The 17,642-nt window shown below is 67.3% G+C and carries 15 protein-coding genes; 6 read left to right on the top strand and 9 right to left on the bottom strand.

The window, feature by feature from the left end; genetic code table 11:
* Position 1: 1 nt before the first annotated feature.
* From yidC to ACYUED_RS21890, 6 genes are all read left to right on the top strand, one after another.
* Positions 2-1,282, top strand: coding sequence for a membrane protein insertase YidC (yidC, locus tag ACYUED_RS21915; RefSeq protein WP_491293953.1), 1,281 nt, complete (start codon positions 2-4; stop codon positions 1,280-1,282).
* A 15-nt stretch (positions 1,283-1,297) separates the two neighbouring features.
* Positions 1,298-1,810 carry a Jag family protein gene (locus ACYUED_RS21910; RefSeq protein WP_491293952.1) on the top strand — a complete coding sequence of 171 codons (513 nt, stop codon included), beginning with the start codon at positions 1,298-1,300 and terminating at the stop codon, positions 1,808-1,810.
* A gap of 118 nt (positions 1,811-1,928) precedes the next feature.
* Positions 1,929-2,645 carry a 16S rRNA (guanine(527)-N(7))-methyltransferase RsmG gene (gene rsmG / locus ACYUED_RS21905; RefSeq protein WP_491293951.1) on the top strand — a complete coding sequence of 239 codons (717 nt, stop codon included), beginning with the start codon at positions 1,929-1,931 and terminating at the stop codon, positions 2,643-2,645.
* A gap of 301 nt (positions 2,646-2,946) precedes the next feature.
* Entirely contained in the window at positions 2,947-4,020 is a 1,074-nt protein-coding gene (locus ACYUED_RS21900) for a ParA family protein (RefSeq protein WP_323178437.1), read from the top strand.
* On the top strand, positions 4,017-5,117 hold the full coding sequence (locus tag ACYUED_RS21895; protein ID WP_491293950.1) for a ParB/RepB/Spo0J family partition protein: 1,101 nt from the start codon (positions 4,017-4,019) through the stop codon (positions 5,115-5,117). Before ACYUED_RS21900 ends, ACYUED_RS21895 begins: the two co-directional genes overlap by 4 nt.
* A 329-nt stretch (positions 5,118-5,446) precedes the next feature.
* Positions 5,447-6,064: a GNAT family N-acetyltransferase gene (locus ACYUED_RS21890; RefSeq protein WP_266682418.1), complete on the top strand. Its 618-nt coding sequence runs from the start codon at positions 5,447-5,449 to the stop codon at positions 6,062-6,064.
* A 95-nt stretch (positions 6,065-6,159) separates the two neighbouring features.
* On the opposite strand, the gene trxA is transcribed toward ACYUED_RS21890, so the two are convergent.
* The 9 genes from trxA to ACYUED_RS21845 all read right to left on the bottom strand — a co-directional run bounded on the left by trxA (position 6,160) and on the right by ACYUED_RS21845 (position 17,388).
* The gene (gene trxA / locus ACYUED_RS21885; RefSeq protein ID WP_103545205.1) at positions 6,160-6,492 is read right to left on the bottom strand and encodes a thioredoxin; all 333 of its coding nucleotides are present in this window, start codon (positions 6,490-6,492) and stop codon (positions 6,160-6,162) included.
* Between the two features lie 41 nt (positions 6,493-6,533).
* Positions 6,534-7,502: a thioredoxin-disulfide reductase gene (trxB, locus tag ACYUED_RS21880; protein WP_491293949.1), complete on the bottom strand. Its 969-nt coding sequence runs from the start codon at positions 7,500-7,502 to the stop codon at positions 6,534-6,536.
* A 168-nt stretch (positions 7,503-7,670) separates the two neighbouring features.
* Positions 7,671-8,597 carry an anti-sigma factor family protein gene (locus tag ACYUED_RS21875; protein ID WP_491293948.1) on the bottom strand — a complete coding sequence of 309 codons (927 nt, stop codon included), beginning with the start codon at positions 8,595-8,597 and terminating at the stop codon, positions 7,671-7,673.
* On the bottom strand, positions 8,594-9,316 hold the full coding sequence (gene sigM / locus ACYUED_RS21870; protein ID WP_491293947.1) for an RNA polymerase sigma factor SigM: 723 nt from the start codon (positions 9,314-9,316) through the stop codon (positions 8,594-8,596). Before sigM ends, ACYUED_RS21875 begins: the two co-directional genes overlap by 4 nt.
* Positions 9,317-9,384: 68 nt before the next feature.
* A complete protein-coding gene (locus tag ACYUED_RS21865; protein ID WP_491293946.1) occupies positions 9,385-9,717 on the bottom strand; it encodes a hypothetical protein in 333 nt (110 codons plus the stop codon).
* A 598-nt stretch (positions 9,718-10,315) separates the two neighbouring features.
* Complete coding sequence (locus tag ACYUED_RS21860) at positions 10,316-10,474, bottom strand: hypothetical protein (protein WP_491293945.1); 159 nt, start codon at positions 10,472-10,474, stop codon at positions 10,316-10,318.
* 342 nt (positions 10,475-10,816) lie between these two features.
* Positions 10,817-12,538, bottom strand: coding sequence for a protein kinase family protein (locus ACYUED_RS21855; protein WP_491293944.1), 1,722 nt, complete (start codon positions 12,536-12,538; stop codon positions 10,817-10,819).
* A gap of 137 nt (positions 12,539-12,675) precedes the next feature.
* Positions 12,676-14,949, bottom strand: coding sequence for a murein biosynthesis integral membrane protein MurJ (murJ, locus tag ACYUED_RS21850; RefSeq protein ID WP_491293943.1), 2,274 nt, complete (start codon positions 14,947-14,949; stop codon positions 12,676-12,678).
* A gap of 45 nt (positions 14,950-14,994) precedes the next feature.
* Positions 14,995-17,388, bottom strand: coding sequence for a DUF6049 family protein (locus tag ACYUED_RS21845; protein WP_491293942.1), 2,394 nt, complete (start codon positions 17,386-17,388; stop codon positions 14,995-14,997).
* Between the last annotated feature and the right edge of the window lie 254 nt (positions 17,389-17,642).

The raw sequence follows: 17,642 nt of genomic DNA, 5'->3' as shown, positions 1-17,642 counted from the left end.
AGTGGACACGATTGCCAGCCTCTTCAGCTTCATCACGACACCCGTTTCATGGGTCATCGTCCAGTTCCACTCGATGTACGGGAAGATCTTCGGTCCCGACACGGGCTGGGCCTGGGGCCTGTCCATCGTGTCCCTGGTGATCCTCATCCGTATCTGCCTGATCCCGCTCTTCGTGAAGCAGATCAAGTCGACCCGGGCGATGCAGACGCTGCAGCCCGAGATGAAGAAGATCCAGGAGCGCTACAAGAACGACAAGCAGCGCCAGTCCGAAGAGATGATGAAGCTGTACAAGGAGACGGGCACCAACCCGCTCTCCTCGTGCCTTCCCATCCTGGCGCAGTCGCCGTTCTTCTTCGCCCTCTATCACGTGCTCAACGGCATCGCGACGGGCAAGACGATCGGTGTCATCGACGATTCGCTGCTCGCCAGCGCTCGTAAGGCACACATCTTCGGTGCCCCCCTGGCCGCGAAGTTCACGGACAGCGCCGACAAGGTCGCCCAGCTCGGTGCCACGCTGACCGACGTCCGTGTCGTCACCGCGATCATGATCGTCCTGATGTCGGCGTCGCAGTTCTACACGCAGCGCCAGCTGATGACGAAGAACGTCGACACGACGGTGAAGACGCCGTTCATGCAGCAGCAGAAGATGCTGATGTACGTCTTCCCGGTCATGTTCGCCGTCTTCGGCATCAACTTCCCGGTCGGTGTCCTCGTCTACTGGCTGACCACCAACGTGTGGACCATGGGCCAGCAGATGTATGTGATCCACAACAACCCGACCCCGGGTTCCAAGGCGCAGGCCGCCTATCTGGAGCGTCTGACCAAGCACGTCACGCAGCACGGCAAGGCCCGCAAGCGCAGTGAGCGCACCATCATCAAGGCGATCGTCACCAAGGGCCGTGACCGCAACGAGTTCGAGCGCAAGTTCATCAACTCGCTGAACAAGGCCGGTCTCGCCGCCCAGACCGACGGCACCGTGATGCAGAGCGAGAGCGCTGCCGCAGCCCAGACCGAGGACGGTGTGCCGACGAACGGCACCGCCGCCGCTCCCAAGCGCCAGCAGCCCAAGCGGCAGACCAAGGCCCAGCGGCAGTCCGGCCCCAAGGTCGCCGGCGAAGCCGAGCCCAAGACGTCATTGAGCAAGTCCGACGAGCCGGAGGATGCCCAGCCCTCCGCCGCTGCGAAGCAGCCCGAGCCGAAGACCGGCAGTGGCACCCGCAGCAAGGCTCAGTCCGGGCAGCGCAAGGGCCCGCAGCGCCCCAAGTCCCCGTCCAAGAAGTAAGAAGGAGCCCATCCCGTGACGGAAGGCACCACCTCCGCCGCTGTCGAGGGTGCAGACACCCTGACCCGCCTGGAGCAGGAGGGCGAGATCGCAGCGGACTACCTTGAGGGTTTGCTGGACATCGCCGATCTCGACGGCGACATCGACATGGACGTCGAGGCCGACCGCGCCGCTGTCTCGATCATCAGCGACGCGGGCGGCCGAGGCCTGCAGAAGCTGGTCGGCCGTGACGGTGAGGTGCTTGAGGCGCTCCAGGAACTCACGCGCCTGGCCGTGCACCGTGAGACCGGGGACCGCAGCCGGCTGATGCTGGACATCGGCGGCTACCGCGCCAAGAAGCGCGCCGAGCTCTCCGAGCTGGGTGCGAAGGCGGCCGCCGAGGTCAGGAACACCGGCGAGCCGGTGAAGATGAAGCCGATGACCCCGTTCGAGCGCAAGGTCGTGCACGACGCGGTCAAGGCCGCGGGCCTGCGCAGCGAGTCCGAGGGCGAGGAGCCGCAGCGCTTCGTCGTCGTACTCCCGGCCTGATCGGTCCGTTACGTTCCTCCGGCCCCGTCTGTAGCGCAGGCGGGGCCGAACTTTGTCAGCCTGATAGTTCTGTTGGTCGGCGCCCGGTGCGCTGATGCGGTACGGAAGGACGGTCCCCGTGACGGAGGCAGCGGAGCTCCCCCCTGCGCCCGAGCAGGCGCGTGAGGTGTTCGGCGATCGCTTCGCGGACGCGGTCCGCTATGCGGAGCTGCTCGCTGAGGCGGGTGTGCAGCGCGGTCTCATCGGCCCACGCGAAGTGCCTCGCCTCTGGGAGCGGCACCTGCTCAACTGCGCGGTGCTCTCCGAGGTCGTGCCCGAGGGGGTGACGGTGTGCGACGTCGGCTCGGGTGCTGGCTTGCCAGGCATTCCTCTGGCGCTGGTCCGTGGGGACCTCAAGATCACACTGCTGGAGCCTCTGCTGCGGCGTACGAACTTCCTCACCGAGGTCGTCGAGCTGCTGGGCCTGGACCATGTGACCGTGGTCCGGGGCCGTGCCGAGGAGGTCATGGGCAAGGTACCGCCCGTCCATGTCGTGACGGCACGGGCCGTGGCCCCGCTGGACCGACTGGCCACGTGGGGCATCCCACTGCTGAGGCCGTACGGCGAGATGCTCGCACTCAAGGGGGACGCCGCTGAGGAGGAGCTCAAGAGCGCGTCCACGGCGCTGAGCAAGCTCGGTGCCGTGGAGACCTCGATCCTGCATGTGGGTGAGGGCGTGGTGGATCCTCTGTCCACTGTTGTGCGGGTCGAGGTCGGCGAGAGCCCCGGCGGTGTGCGCTTCGCGGCGAAGAAGGCCAAGGCCGCTCGTACGGAGCGAGTGCGGCGGCGTCGCTGATCCGCCCTGACGACGAGACGTACTCCACACAAGCTGCCAAACCTACGCACGCCGGAGTGTCGCGGCAGTTCGGCCACTACTGCTGTGCATCGTGTTTCACGTGAAACGTCGCTCACTGCTGCACGGCATCATCAGCCGCGGCCGGGCCGCGGCCGAACCCCGCGACCGTAAGCCTCTCGGCTCGCTCGGAGAGGCACCCGTACCCAACAGTGCCAGGTCCCCCGTGGGGGGCACAGAGTTGTCCACAGAGGTGGATTTCTCCACAGAAGAACAGGCCTCACTGGTTCACGACCCCGAAGGCATGGGAGGCTCTGTTCATTGCGAGCCTGAAGTCGAGGAGAGTGAATCCTTGCGGTCCGACGCCAACATCGCGGGACCGATGACCGATCCGGTCCCCGGTCCCCGTACCGAGTCGATGGGGGCGGATGTTTCACGTGAAACACCGCCTCCGATGGACGACACTCCGATCGGTCGTGCTGCCCAACTGGCCGTGGAAGCTCTGGGCCGCGCCGGCGAGGGCCTGCCACGGCCTGAGCAGACGCGCGTCATGGTCGTCGCCAACCAGAAGGGCGGCGTCGGCAAGACGACGACGACCGTCAACCTTGCCGCCTCCCTGGCCCTGCACGGCGCCCGCGTCCTGGTGATCGACCTCGACCCACAGGGCAATGCATCCACCGCTCTGGGAATCGACCATCACGCCGAAGTCCCGTCCATCTACGACGTTCTGGTCGAGAGCAGGCCTCTCGCGGAAGTCGTCCAGCCAGTCCCCGATGTCGAGGGCCTCTTCTGCGCCCCTGCCACGATCGATCTCGCCGGTGCGGAGATCGAGCTGGTGTCCCTGGTGGCGCGGGAGAGCCGGCTGGAGCGAGCCATCCAGGCCTATGAGCAGCCGCTGGATTACATTCTGATCGACTGCCCCCCTTCGCTGGGCCTGCTGACGGTCAACGCGTTGGTGGCCGGCGCGGAGGTCCTCATCCCGATCCAGTGCGAGTACTACGCGCTGGAGGGACTGGGACAGCTGCTGCGGAACGTCGACCTGGTGCGGGGACACCTCAACCCCACGCTGCACGTCTCGACGATCCTCCTCACCATGTACGACGGCCGGACGCGTCTCGCGTCCCAGGTCGCGGACGAGGTACGCAGCCACTTCGGCGACGAGGTGCTGCGAACGAGCATTCCCCGGTCGGTCCGAATTTCCGAGGCGCCGAGCTATGGCCAGACGGTGCTGACCTACGATCCGGGTTCGAGCGGTGCGCTGTCTTATCTTGAGGCGGCACGAGAAATCGCACTGAAGGGTGTCGGCGTGACCTACGAAGCGCCGCATGCCCACATCGGTGCCCAGAGCGACCCGAGCATGGTGGAGGGGCTTCAGTGAGCGAGCGACGGAGGGGGTTGGGCCGTGGTCTCGGCGCACTGATCCCGGCTGCACCCACGGAGAAGACGCCGGCCCCGGCCGCGATGGGGGGCGCGGGTTCTGCGTCGCCGTCGGCGGTCCCGGTGCTGACGACCGACCGCGGGATTGCCGCGGCGAAGGTGGCCACGCTGCCGCCTGTTTCACATGAAACCGACGAGCCGACGCTGAACGGTTCTCTGGAGGTTCCTGCGCCTCCTGTGGGCGCCTACTTCGCGGAGCTCCCCCTCGACTCCATCACGCCGAACTCGCGTCAGCCGCGTGAGGTGTTCGACGAGGACGCGCTGCAGGAACTCGTCACCTCCATCAAGGAGGTCGGTCTCCTCCAACCGGTCGTCGTACGGCAGTCGGGCCCCGCCCGGTATGAACTCATCATGGGTGAGCGTCGCTGGCGGGCCTGCCGTGAAGCCGGCCTTGAGGCGATCCCGGCGATCGTGAGGGCCACGGAGGACGAGAAGCTCCTCCTGGACGCGCTCCTGGAGAACCTGCACCGGGCGCAGCTGAACCCTCTGGAAGAGGCGGCCGCGTACGACCAGCTTCTGAAGGACTTCAACTGCACGCACGACCAGCTGGCCGACCGCATCGGACGCTCTCGCCCGCAGGTTTCAAACACCCTGCGGCTGCTGAAGCTGTCGCCGGCGGTTCAGCGTCGGGTGGCCGCAGGGGTCCTCTCCGCCGGTCATGCGAGGGCACTGCTCTCCGTCGAGGACTCGGAGGAGCAGGACAGGCTGGCCCACCGGATCGTGGCCGAGGGACTGTCCGTGCGGGCCGTCGAGGAGATCGTGACCCTCATGGGCTCGCGTCCGCAGACGACCCAGCGCGCAAAGGGTCCACGGGCAGGCGCCCTCGTCTCTCCGGCGCTGAGTGACCTCGCGGGCCGTCTCTCGGACCGGTTCGAGACGAGGGTGAAGGTCGATCTGGGGCAGAAGAAGGGCAAGATCACCGTCGAGTTCGCGTCCATGGAGGACCTCGAGCGGATCCTCAGCAGCCTCGCTCCCGGCGAGGGGCCGGTCCTGCAGAAGAGCCTTCTGGACGACGACTCCGAGGACGACGAGGCCTAGAGAGCCGATGGCTGACCGGACGGTTTCGCCCGGTGGGCCGACCGAGCGGGCCGTGTCCGGTGTGTACCGGAACACGGCCTGCTCTTTGCTTTCAGGCAGTATCGATGCAATCGCTTCGTGGATACGATGCGTTCGGGTATGGCGCATCCACCTGGCAGTACCTCTGAGAGGGAGGCAGCGGCCATGCGAACGATGAGCCGCACCGGACTGGTGAGGGCAGCCCTGGGGCTGGGCGCGGTCGGCGGCTTCGTCGGCAGCCTCCTCAGGGAACGGAGTGCTCTGACAGCCGCCCGTGACGCAGCGGGCGAAGGAAGCGAGGAACAGCCTTCATGGGGCGTCGGCTCGTACCGCTCACGCTGGACAACCTTCAGGACCTTCCCAAGCGCTGTCGCGCGTGTGTCTTCTGGGAGTTGGACCCCGTCAGCGGCGAAGCCGCGGTAAAAGCGGGCACGCCCGCGCTGGAGAAGGAAGCGTGGATCTCGGCGGTCCTGCTGGACTGGGGATCCTGCGGTCGGGTTGTCTACGTCGACGATGTGCCGGTGGGCTTCGTGCTCTACGCCCCTCCGGCTTATGTTCCCCGCGCGACGGCGTTCCCCACGAGTCCGATCTCGCCGGACGCGGTCCAGCTGATCACTGCGTTCATCATGCCCGGATATCAGGGGCAGGGGCTCGGGCGTGTCATGGTCCAGACGGTCGCCAAGGACCTGCTGCGACGGGGCTTCAAGGCGATCGAGGCGTTTGGGGACGCGCGCTGGAAAGAACCCGCGTGTGTCCTGCCGGCCGATCATCTCCTGGCCGTGGGATTCAAGACGGTCCGCCCGCACCCGACTTACCCTCGCCTGAGGCTGGAGCTGCGGACGACGCTTTCCTGGAAGGAAGACGTGGAGATGGCGCTCGACCGGCTGCTGGGGGCTGTGCAGAAGGAGCCGGTGTTGCGTCCGCTGTGACAGACGTCCGGACAAGCGGATGGGCCAACCCTTTGAGGGTTGGCCCATCCGTGTTTCACGTGAAACATGTGCCGTCGGCTCGACGGCTTCGCCGACTACTCGGCGATGAAGTCCTCGAGGTCGCGGACGATCGCAGCCTTCGGCTTCGCACCGACGATGGTCTTGGCGACCTCGCCGCCCTGGTAGACATTCAGCGTCGGGATGGACATGACGCCGTACTTGGCGGCCGTACCCGGGTTTTCGTCGATGTTGAGCTTGACGACCTCGATCTTGTCGCCGTACTCGGAGGCGATTGCTTCGAGGGACGGAGCGATCTGGCGGCACGGACCGCACCAGGCGGCCCAGAAGTCCACCAGGACGGGCTTGTCGCTCTTGAGGACGTCCTGCTCGAAGGAGTCGTCGGTCACGTTCTTCAGGGTGCCGGCCACGGCGGGCTCCTTAACTGGTTGGTGCGTGGGGCGGATGGGGGTCAGACAGAGGTCTTCTCGGGCTCCGCCTGCTCCTCGTCCGCGAGGGCGGCGAGGTAGCGCTCGGCGTCGAGAGCAGAGGAGCAGCCGGTGCCGGCCGCAGTGATCGCCTGGCGGTAGGTGTGGTCGACGACGTCGCCGGCGGCAAATACACCGGTCAGGTTGGTGTGGGTCGAGGGGGAGGCGACCTTGAGGTAGCCCTCCTCGTCCAGGTCGAGCTGGCCCTTGAAGAGTTCGGTGCGCGGGTCGTGGCCGATCGCGATGAACAGCCCGGTGACGGCCAGGTCCGAGAGCTCGCCGGTCTTGAGGTTGCGCAGCTTCAGACCTGAGAGCTTGGGGTCGCCCTGGATCTCGGCGACCTCGCTGTCCCACACGAACTTGATCTTCGGGTCGGCAAAGGCACGCTCCTGCATCGCCTTGGAGGCGCGCAGCGTGTCCCGGCGGTGGACGATCGTCACGGACTTGGCGAAGCGGGAGAGGAAGGTGGCCTCTTCCATCGCGGTGTCGCCGCCGCCGATCACGGCGATGTCCTGCTCCTTGAAGAAGAAGCCGTCACACGTGGCGCACCAGGAGACGCCGCGCCCGGAGAGCGCGTCCTCGTTCGGCAGACCGAGCTTGCGGTGCTGGGAGCCGGTGGTGACGATGACGGCCTTCGCCTTGTGTACGGTGCCGGCGGTGTCGGTGACGGTCTTGATCTCACCGGTCAGGTCGACGGAGACGACATCGTCCGGGACGAGCTCGGCGCCGAAGCGCTCGGCCTGGGCACGCATGTTGTCCATGAGCTCGGGGCCCATGATGCCGTCCTGGAAGCCCGGGAAGTTCTCCACGTCGGTGGTGTTCATGAGCGCGCCACCGGCGGTGACGGCGCCCTCGAACACCAGCGGCTTCAGCGACGCGCGCGCGGTGTAGAGCGCCGCCGTGTAGCCGGCGGGCCCGGAGCCGATGATGATCACGTTACGGACGTCGCTCACGGCTTGGTTCCTCGTCTCTGGACTGCGTCGTCGGACCGGTGGGAGCCCTCTGAGAACTCTCACCCCACCCAACGGATCCTAAGGGGCGCGCATTCCCGCTGTGTCCGGGCACACGGAGACGCGACACCGTACGGGATTCCACGCAGAACGAAAGCGAAGCGTGTGCGTTCAAGGGCGGCTGTACAAGTGCTTCAGGAGAACCTTCGCCTTGGCGGACGACGGATGACTCACGCAGGTCGAATCCACGATGTACGCGGTCACCCTGGAGCTCGCGGAAGCATCAGACATGACCACGAGCAGCACATCCTTGCCCTCGTAGGTCCCTTGCTTCATGGCGAGGGCCGGGTCGGTGCGTCCCATTCCCTTACGAACACAGTCAGGGACCGTGGGCTCCTTGAAGATCTTGGGCTGGTTGGAGCCGCCCTCCACGCCGAGGCTGTGGGGAGCATGGGTGCCGTTGCCCGAGCCCTTGCTCTTGAGGAGACCGGCGACCTGATTCTCCAGCTTGGCCTCTGAGAAGGTGTCCGTGCCGGCGGACTCCCGTCCCTGGGCCTGAGAAGTGGGTGACTTCCCGTCGTTCAGCGATGATAGGAGGACGGAACCCAAGCCCAGGGCGGCGACCGTGAAGACGGTGCCCAGGATGGCGACCCTGCGGCGTCCGCCTCGCTTACGTTCCCTGCGGCCCGGTCCGGTGGTAGAGGCCCGGGCATGTCCTGCGGGCCGGTTCGGCGTTGCCGATGTTTCACGTGAAACATCCGGGCTGTCGTTGCCGTCGTCGGTGTCGTTCACGGAACGGGATGAGCTGACGAGTGTCGGGGTGTCCGTGGCAGCGAGTGCGGTCGCGTTCAGCAGTGCCTCAGCGGCGAGCGCGGCATCGATCCGGCCGGCGACATCGGCGGGCATGCGTGTCGGGCCCGGCATCGAGCCGAGCAGCCCTCGGATCTCCTCCAGCGACGTGTGGACGTCCGCGCAGAGTTCGCACTCGTCCAGGTGCCGTCGTATGTCGGCAGTCCGGGACGCTGGAAGCAGTCCTTCGGTGAGGTCGGAGATTTCGGCGACGTCCGGGTGTCCGGCCATGTCCGTCGTGGATGTCACGCTCGCCCACCTCCGCCCTTCACTGCAGCTGAATCGCTCGGCCCGGTATCGCATGAACCGTCGGTCGGCGGTCCCGCTGCCGGTGGGACGGATGTCCCATGCGTCCGGTTCCGCCTCTCACTCCGTTCCTTTCCGCCACCGGAGTTTTCCGGCCGTAGATGGGTGAGCAGCGGCAGGAGTCTGGCTCTGCCACGGGCGCAGCGGCTCTTCACCGTGCCAGTCGGGACGTCGAGGAGGCGCGCGGCTTCGGCGACGGGGTATCCCTGCATGTCGACGAGGACGAGGGCGGCGCGCTGGTCGGGCGGGAGGGTACCGAGGGCCTCCAGCAGCTGACGGTGCAGGTCATTGCGCTCCGCAGGAGCCGATGCCTCCTCGTGCGGCTCCAGCAGCTGCTCCAGCCGCTCGGTGTCGTCGACCGGCGAGGTCTTGCGCGAGGCGGCCTTGCGTGCGCGGTCCAGGCAGGCGTTCACCGTGATCCGGTGCAGCCACGTCGTAACGGCCGACTGCCCTCGGAAGGTGTGGGCGGCCCTATAGGCCGACACAAGGGCGTCCTGAACGGCGTCAGCGGCCTCCTCGCGGTCTCCCAGCGTCCGCAGGGCCACCGCCCACAGGCGATCACGATGACGCCGCACAAGCTCACCGAAGGCGTCCGGGTCGCCGGCGACATGACGGGCGAGGAGATCATGGTCGCTGACGGAATCCCTCGCGGTCTCGTCCAACTGTTGCCCTCCCTCCCGCCGTTGCTATCCGAGGGTAGTGCCTGCGGCAAAGCACCGTCCTCACATCGTCAGGAGGATGATCCAGAGAGTTTCTGGATCATTGAAAGGGTGGTGTCGCGTTGCTTCCGGATCCCGCCCAGCTCCTGATGGTGCGGGGCAATCAGAGACTTCTGAGCCCTCGACTCCTCAGATCGCCAGATCTTCACCAGGTGGGAGGTCTCCTTGCAGGCCACGTCCGCCGTGGCTACGTCTTTTTCGGCCTTCGGCACGGAAGGTGTGGCAAGCCGCCGGTCATTGCTGGCCGAGAAAGGCTGTGGCGCGTACGTGTAGCCCTTTCCGCGCATGCAGGCCGACCAGGACTTGATGGCACTTGCCACTGGCTTCGTCTCCAGGGACGCCACGAAGGACTCTTTGTCCAGAGACTGGACCTCTGACGGATCGCCCGGTGTGGCTGTCGGGGAGCAGCCCAGTGCTTTCCAGCGCTTGACCTCTGCATCCGCCCACGGGCACTACTTTCCCCGACTTACTCTTCCCGCCCTTCCCGACCTCGCCGGGTCCGGTGCTGCCACCGGTGAGCGTGAACTCTTCGTCCGAAGTAAGAGCCCGCTTGTTGACGGGCAACGTGATGCCGGCCTTCGGCGTCCGACACCCGAGCTGCTCGGCCGGTCGACCGTCTGTGATCCCGTAGCGTCGTTCATTGTGCCTGGTCACGCCTGGTGCGGGTGGTGCTGTAAGAATTGAAGCCGCGTGCCCATAGTGCTTCATGCACGGCAGAGCGCGAGTGCGGAGGAGCGCGAGATGTCGTAGACCTCGAACTCGTTGAACATATACGCGTCCAAAGGCAGGTTGACGCTCTCTGCAGCTGGGACGTCTCCCTTTCGGGGGGACGAGCTGTGCTTTGCGCTGCTTGCGGAGCAGCCGACGGCGGCGACAAGAGCTATCGATGCGTAGATGAATGCCGCGGGGGCCCTCCGGTTCCGGAAGCCCCCGCAGGGAGTGTCAGGAACAGCCGGTCTCGTTGAAGGTGCTGGACACGTTGTTGTTCTTGAGAGTGCTGTTCAGGTTCGCCCAGGCCCAGGGGCTCACTTCCTGGCGAGGGCCCTGCCCGTTCGAGTTGTAGTACACGAAGAGCCAGTTGCTGTGCTGCCACTTCTGCACCGAGGCAGCGTTGTTCTTGAGGGTCAGACCGGCGCCGGCGCCGGGACCGATGGACGAGAAGTTGGCGTGGTTGTAGCCCCAGCAGTCGTCCCGGTCGACCTTGGCGCCCTTCAGGTTCGAGTTGTAGGAGAAGCAGCCGCCCTTGTCGATCTGGCAGGTTCCGTCACCGCTGGCGATGGCGGGGGAGCCAGGGTGATGAGAGCCGCAGCGGAAAGCCCAACTGCGGCCAAACCCTGTATCTTCTTCAATTTTTGTTCCTTCTGCGAAACGCTGTCCGTGTCTTCACGATGTGGATACGCGAGGCACGTTGCCGAAGGACTTGTTCAAGATCACAGCGATAATTTATGACCCGAAGATCCCGATTTCCGAAATACCGCCCCGGAATGTTCCGGAGCCGCCGTCCGATGGAAGCCGGGTGATGTGTACGAGGATGAATCGTGTCTTGACCGGCTCTTTGAGCTGTTGAGCCACGGTGTTTCCGACCGTTTCCAGCTTTGTGAGGCGATCGGGGTAGTCGGCCAGGGCCGATGCCCCCGTCCCGTCTTCACCTGCAGCAAGGACTTCGACGGTCTGACCGCTTCGATAGAAATCGATGTCGAGCCTGGTCACTGTGCGGACTGAGCCGAGATCGACGATGATGCCGCTGCCGTCCTTGCGCGGCGGCAGATTGCCGAAATTCGGGTACTCCTGGTACTGCGGAGTGACCCAGGACGTACCGGACTTGCCGTCCACGGCGAGGGGGACTTCGTCCTCCTTGATGCCGGAACCGCTGGGCGCGAACTCCGATGCGGACGCGATCTTGAGGGCTGTTCCGGGGGCAGCACTCTTCTTGCCGTTCTTGTCGCCGCCATCCGTCGTCTGCGTCTTGTTCGTGTCGTCCGACTTGTTGCTGCTGTCCATGAGGGCGTCCGCGAGCTGCCAACTGCCCAGGCCCAGGGCGGCGATGAGGAGGGCCGAGACGGCCCACTTCAGGGCCTTGCCTGTGCGGCTCTGTAGTGGTGCCGGAGGAACCGGCACCGGCTGGGTGGCGCCTCGGTGGGGTGCCGGGCGGCCGTACGTGCCCTGTTGGTACGTGGTGCGCTGGTACTCCGGGGGCGCGGTGAATGAAGGCTCCGGCGGGCGGATGCGGGGCATCTCGCCGACCGCCTTCACCAGTTCCTCGGGCGTCGTGCACGGCGACTCGTGACGGGAGGCAGTCGCCCCGTCGTTGGCGAGTGCGCGCATGGAGAGCTCGGACAGACCGCGGTGGACGCCGGCCCGCACCTGGTCGGGCGCGATCAGGCCGACGTCCTTGGGCAGCCCCGACAGGCCGTACGCGTCGTTCTCGTACGGCCAGCGCTGAGTGAGCCCGGCGTACAGGAGCGCGCCGACGGACTCCGTGTCGGTGCGCTGCGGGGTGTCCGAACTGATGCCGCGCAGCGCGGCGTTGACGGCGAGGCCGCGGATACGCCATTGGCCGCTGGAGGAGCGCAGCACGGCGTTGGGGTTCAGGCGCAGGTGGGCCAGACCCTCGCGGTGCGCGGCAGCCATCGCGGAGGCGATCTGACTGACCATCTGGTAGGCGTCGTGCGGCTCCAGCGGGCCGGAGGCGAGCAGAGTGGTCAGCTCGACGGCGTCGGGCAGCCACTCGTGCACGACGTAGACCAGGTCGTTCTCCTCGACGGCGTCGAGTACCTGGACGAATCGGGGATCACCGAGCAGCGCCGACGAACGTGCCGCGGCCAGCACCGAACGTGCCCGCGAATGGTCCGCGGGCAGGAGGTGGACGCCGACGGCGCGGCGAAGCTTCTCGTCCACGGCTCGCCAGCTGCTGAATCCGTCCAGACGGGTGACGCATTCTTCGAGCCGGTACCGTCTGGCCAGTTTGTGGCCGCTGTGCAGCTCGGGTGCTGAGGCCTTCTCGGGACCTTCGGTCCCGCCACTCCCCTGTGCCTCGTCGATCTCCGTGTCCCGCTCCCGGTTCTGGGCCACCCCGTCGGCCGTGGACTGGTCCGCCTCCGCGGTCAGCGGCTTGTCGCCGCTGTTGTCTGCCACGTCGACGGCAGCCGTGCTCCGTTCCGCCACCGTCGTTCCTGCCTCCCCATTCAATGCGCGCCGACCGACATCCGTGCGCGCCGTCCGACGCCAAACCAATTGTGCCCACAGTCCGCCGCTATGCACGACACACGGTGGCGGACGATGGTTGTGCGCGTACCCCCGCGTCAGCGCCCCAGACGTCCGCGGACCATGCCGACCAGTGAGTTCAGCTCCTCGATGCGCATCTTGCGGGCGGCTACGAAGAAGATCCCGAGCAGAACGACTCCGCCGGCCAGGACGGCCGCGAGGGATCCGACGACGCCCTGGCCGAGCGTGTGGCCGATCTCGTAGCAGGCCGCGCCGCTGAGCAGTGCCGCCGGCACCGAGGCGATGCCGAGCCGTGCGTAAGTGCGCAGGACGCGGGCGCCGTCCAGGTCGCCGCCCAGCCGCTTGCGCAGCCGGTTCCAGGCCACTCCGACGCCGATCGCGTAGGCGAGACCGTACGAGGCGGCCATGCCTGCCACGGCCCAGCGGGGCGGCAGCACGACGTAACACAGCACCGAGGCGCCTGCGTTGACGGCGGCCACGATGACCGTGTTGTAGAAGGGCGTGCGGGTGTCCTCGTAGGCGTAGAACGCGCGCAGGACCACGTACTGCACGGAGTACGGGATCAGGCCGAGGGCGAAGGCCATCAGCATGAAGCCCATGTTCGTGGCCTCGCTGATGCCCGAGGAGCCGAAGATCAGCGTGCACATCGGGATGCCGAGAGCCAGGAAGCCGAAGGCGATCGGCACGATGGCGACGGCCGTGGTGCGCAGGCCCTGGGAGATGTCGTCGCGGACGGCGCCGCCGTCGCCCTCGGCCGCCGAGCGCGAGATACGCGGCAGCAGGGCGGCCATCAGGGAGACGGTGATGATGGCCTGAGGAAGGCCCCAGATCAACTGGGCGTTGGCGTAGGCGGCGAAGCCGGTGCCGTCGACGGGCGATGCCTTGCCGGCCGACGTGGACAACTGCGAGACGACGATCGCGCCGGCCTGGTTGGCGAGCACGAACAGAACCGTCCACTTGGCGAGCGTCACGGCCTTGCCGAGGCCGTGGCCCCGCCAGTCGAAGCGCAGTCGCAGCCGGAACCCGGTCTCGCGCAGGTACGGGATCATCGCCAGGGCCTGGACGACAAGGCCGAGCAGCACGCCGATGCCGAGGAGCCGCTGGCCCTCCGGCGGGATGTTCGTGACCTTCATGCCGGAGTCCGCTGCGGTGCCGTACACCCAGATGAACATGCCGAGCGTCACGATGATGACGATGTTGTTCAGGACCGGGGTCCACATCATCGCGCCGAACTTGCCGCGGGCGTTGAGGATCTGTCCCATCACCACGTGGACGCCCATGAAGAAGATCGAGGGCAGGAAGTAGCGGACGAAGGTGACGCCGACCTCGTTGGCCGCCGGGTCGCGGGCAACCGAGTCGGACAGCAGGCGGATCAGGAGCGGGGCGCCGAGGACCGCGAGCACCGTGAGGCCGCCCAGCGCCACCATGACCAGGGTCAGCAGCCGGTTGGCGAAGGCCTCGCCGCCGTCCTCGTCCTCCTTCATCGCGCGCACCAGCTGGGGTACGAAGACGGAGTTGAGACCGCCGCCGACGGTGAGGATGTAGATCATCGTCGGCAGCTGGTAGGCGACCTGGAAGGTGTCGCCGAGCAGGCCGACGCCCAGTGCCGAGACGATCAGTGCGGAGCGCATGAAACCCGTGAGGCGGGAGACCATCGTGCCCGCGGCCATGACAGCACTGGACTTGAGCAGGCCCGTGGCCCGCCCGCCCTTCTTCACCGGGGCGTGCGAGGACGTCGGGGCAGCGGCGGGCACGGCGCCGAGGTTGAGGGTCTCGTCCGCCGTGGGCGCGGGAGCCGACGGAGCCTGCTGCTGCGGCGCCGGTGGCGGCCCGCCCGGGGCGGCTGCCGGGCCGGGCACCGACGGGGGATCGGACGCCAGGTGTCCGCCCTGTTGCTGGTCCCGGAAGAGGTGCGCGAAGGCGTCCGGCTCGTGGCGCTCCTCGCCGGCCTGGGTGACCAGGTCGTCGACGCCCACGTACTGGGTCGTACGAGGGTCGTCACCGTAGGGCAGGTACTGGTTGGGGCCGCCCGGCTCCGGCGCCGGGGTCTGTGCCCACACGCGCGGGTCGGGGGCGTACGGAGACTGGGGCGGCCGACCGTACAAGGGCTGCTGCGGCTGGTAGGTGCCAGGGGGCGGCGGGGGGTGCGACGCCCGGTCGTAGAGGGCCTCCGCGACCGGATCCTGGGCGGAGAGGTCCTGCGCCCGGTAGGGGTCCTGGTCGTAGGCGTCCTGGAGGTACATGTCGGCGGGGGCCTGCGGCTGCACCTGGCCGTGCTCGGGCGGCGGGCCCTCGGGGGGGCCCGAGCTGCCCGCGGCCTGGCCGCGGTCACCGTCGTACGGCGCGTTCATGGTTTACCCCACCTCATCGTCCCGGGCCCACCGGCCACGACATCCTCAACGGTCCACTCTCTCACCCGTGCCGGACGGGTCGGCGCTTTCCGGTGCGGTGTCCGGTGTCGGGTCACTCGGCTGCTCAGGGTCGTCTGCCCGGGCGTCAGTGCCGGACTCCTCCTTGAGACGGTCTGCAGGGCCCTCGGGGTTCTTGGGCCCGTCTTCGGGCTCGCCACCCGTCTCGCCGGGACCGTCCTCCTCGGCCTCACGTGCGGCCGCCCGCTTGCGCTGTGTGTACATCCGGAAGCCGGCGAGGACGAGCAGGAGGAAGCCGCCGCCGATGACCAGCATCACGGTGGCCGTGAACTCGGTGACCTTGACGTCGAAGGTGACGGCATCGCCGTACTCCTGGCCGTCCTGCGTGTACAGCTGGGCGACCACCGTGGCCTGGCCGTTGGCCTTGGCCGACGTGGTGAACTTCACCGTCTGACTGTGCCCGCCGGAGACCGTGACGCGCTGCTCCTGGTAGGCGTCGCCGCCGATCTGGAGGCGGGTGGGGCTCGTCGAGGTGAGACGCAGCGTTAGGTGCTCGACGCCCTGTACCAGGTTGTTCTGCACCGTCACAGGGATCGTGGCACTACGTCCGGAGAGCTTGGTGTCGGACTTGTCGATCAGCTTGACCTGGCTGGTCAGCTCGGTGAGGTGGTTCTCCACGTTGATGCGGAAGCTCTCCGCATCGGCCGGGCGGTCCCGCCACGACGTGGACATCCCGCGGTTGATGGCCCGTCCGAAGGGGGTCACCACCCGGGACTCGTCAGAGAGGATCACCTGGAAGTTGTCGAGCTTGTCCTGGGTGGTCGCGATCGCATCGAAGGCCGAGCGCGGCAGCTCCTGCTTGCGCAGCGAGGAGGGGTACGCGGACGTGGACGGCACCGTGGTGGTGGCACTGGGGTCGGGCTTGGCCTTGGCAGTCGAGGCGAGGTCCTGGCTCTCGGACCAGTTGCTGCCCTGGAGGGCCGTGAGCGCCGCGGCCATCGCCTGGGCCTGGCGCGTCGTGGGCATCCGCTGCGGGGCGACGACAATGCTGCGCTGTTTGTTCGTCTGCTTGTCGAGCGTCAGGCTCTGGGCGAGGAACTGCTGAACGGCCAGCGTGCCGGCGGAGGCCTTCGTCAGATCCCCCTGGAAGACCGTCGACAGGCGGGCGTCCGCGACGACCGCGGTGGTGCCGCCGCCGATCGGGCGGGCCGCGGAGGGGGTGTAGGGCAGGCCGGCGGTCTCCTGGAGGCTGTCGCTGCGCGCGATCACCTTGTCGGCGCCGGCGGAGGTGGCGACCTTGATGATGGACGGGTCGACGGCGCCTTCCACGGGCCAGGCGAAGTCGGTGTTCGGCTTCACGTGAAGGATCGGCTCCACGGTGTTGGCGACGACGTCGGTGGCGTCTTTGAGGTGGCTCAGAGATCCGCTGACGCTCGTGCCGTTGTGGGCGAGGGAGGCCAGGTCAGGGTCGGCGAAGGGCAGGGCCACGATCTCCTTGTCGGCCACAGCCTGCTGCAGCTCGCCGAGCCACTGCTTGGCGACAGCCTGGTGTGTGCCCGCTGTGGTACTGCCGTTGTCGGTCCGGACGCGATAGCTGCGGGTCATCGCGTCGACGGAGGCCAGCAGGTCCGGGTCGATCACCCAGGTGACGTCGAGGTCCTTGCCCAGGGACAGCATCTCGTCGAGGCGGCCGCCGGGGGCGATCTCCTTGGCGAGGTCGTCGTTGAGGAAGACCGGCGTCTGCTGTTCGTTCGATCCCGTCTCCGCCGTCATGTGGACGGTGGAGACCAGTGGCCAAAGGAACGTCGTCTTCGTCTTCGTGTCGGCCTCGTCGGGCTGCCACGGCAGGAAGGTCCGCTCGATGCCCAGGAGCTTGTCCCACGGCTGTGCGGACGTCTGGCCGGACAGCGAGACGGCGAACTGGTAGACCCCGTCGCCGCCGAGGTCCAGCTTGTCGACCGGCACCGTGATGCTGAAGGGCTCGGCGACCCCCGGAGTGAGCTTGGAGAACTTCTCGACGTACTTGCCGCCGACCTCCGTGCCCGTCGAGCCCTGGACGCTGTCACTGCGCTGTGCGGTGTCCTGGACGTCAGAGCGCGTGTTCAGCTTGGGACCCACGCTCAATCCCACGTGGGCACCGGTGACCGTCTGCTTGCCGTTGTTGGTCACCGTGCCCGACACCGTCAGCGTGTCCCCGTCCGTGGGCATGTCGGGGCTGAGCGAGTCGAGGGCGACGGAGACCGAGCCTGTGTCGGAAGCGTCCTGCGACGAGGACTGGCCGATCGCGTCCGCGGAAGCGGCGGAGGGCAGCTGGAGGAGGCCGGCCAGCAGAGGCGCCCCGGCGAGCAGTGCTCCCGTGCGCCGCAGCCAGCGGCGGGCAGGTGAGGGATGCGTCCCCTGGAAGTCTGCCGCCTCGGCCACGCGCTCGCCCGTCCCTCGTCGTCGTCAGTGGTCGTCGGAATGTGCGTCCACGCATGGTAACGATGCGCGCTGAAGGGAAGTGCCGCGGACCGCTCCACAAGATCGGGAGACAGGGTCGATCTGTCCTGTATGTGCGTGAATAAAGAGGAGCGCCACCGTACGCCTCAAGAGCAGGCCTTGTGCCTGTATCGAGGGAGGTGTCCGTGCACGTTTAATGGAGGCGCTCGCGGTCGCCCGGGCCACGTACCCTCTTC

The sequence above is a fragment of the Streptomyces sp. DF42 genome, from assembly GCF_058267695.1.
Note: the sequence above shows the minus strand (reverse complement) of the source record. Positions and strands in the feature narration are given on the sequence as shown.

Excerpts from the sequence above, each read along its gene's own strand:
- ACYUED_RS21900 (WP_323178437.1), top strand. The coding sequence starts at position 2,947 with ATGGGAGGCTCTGTTCATTGCGAGCCTGAAGTCGAGGAGAGTGAATCC.
- ACYUED_RS21890 (WP_266682418.1), top strand. The coding sequence starts at position 5,447 with ATGGGGCGTCGGCTCGTACCGCTCACGCTGGACAACCTTCAGGACCTT.
- murJ (WP_491293943.1), bottom strand. The coding sequence starts at position 14,949 with ATGAACGCGCCGTACGACGGTGACCGCGGCCAGGCCGCGGGCAGCTCG.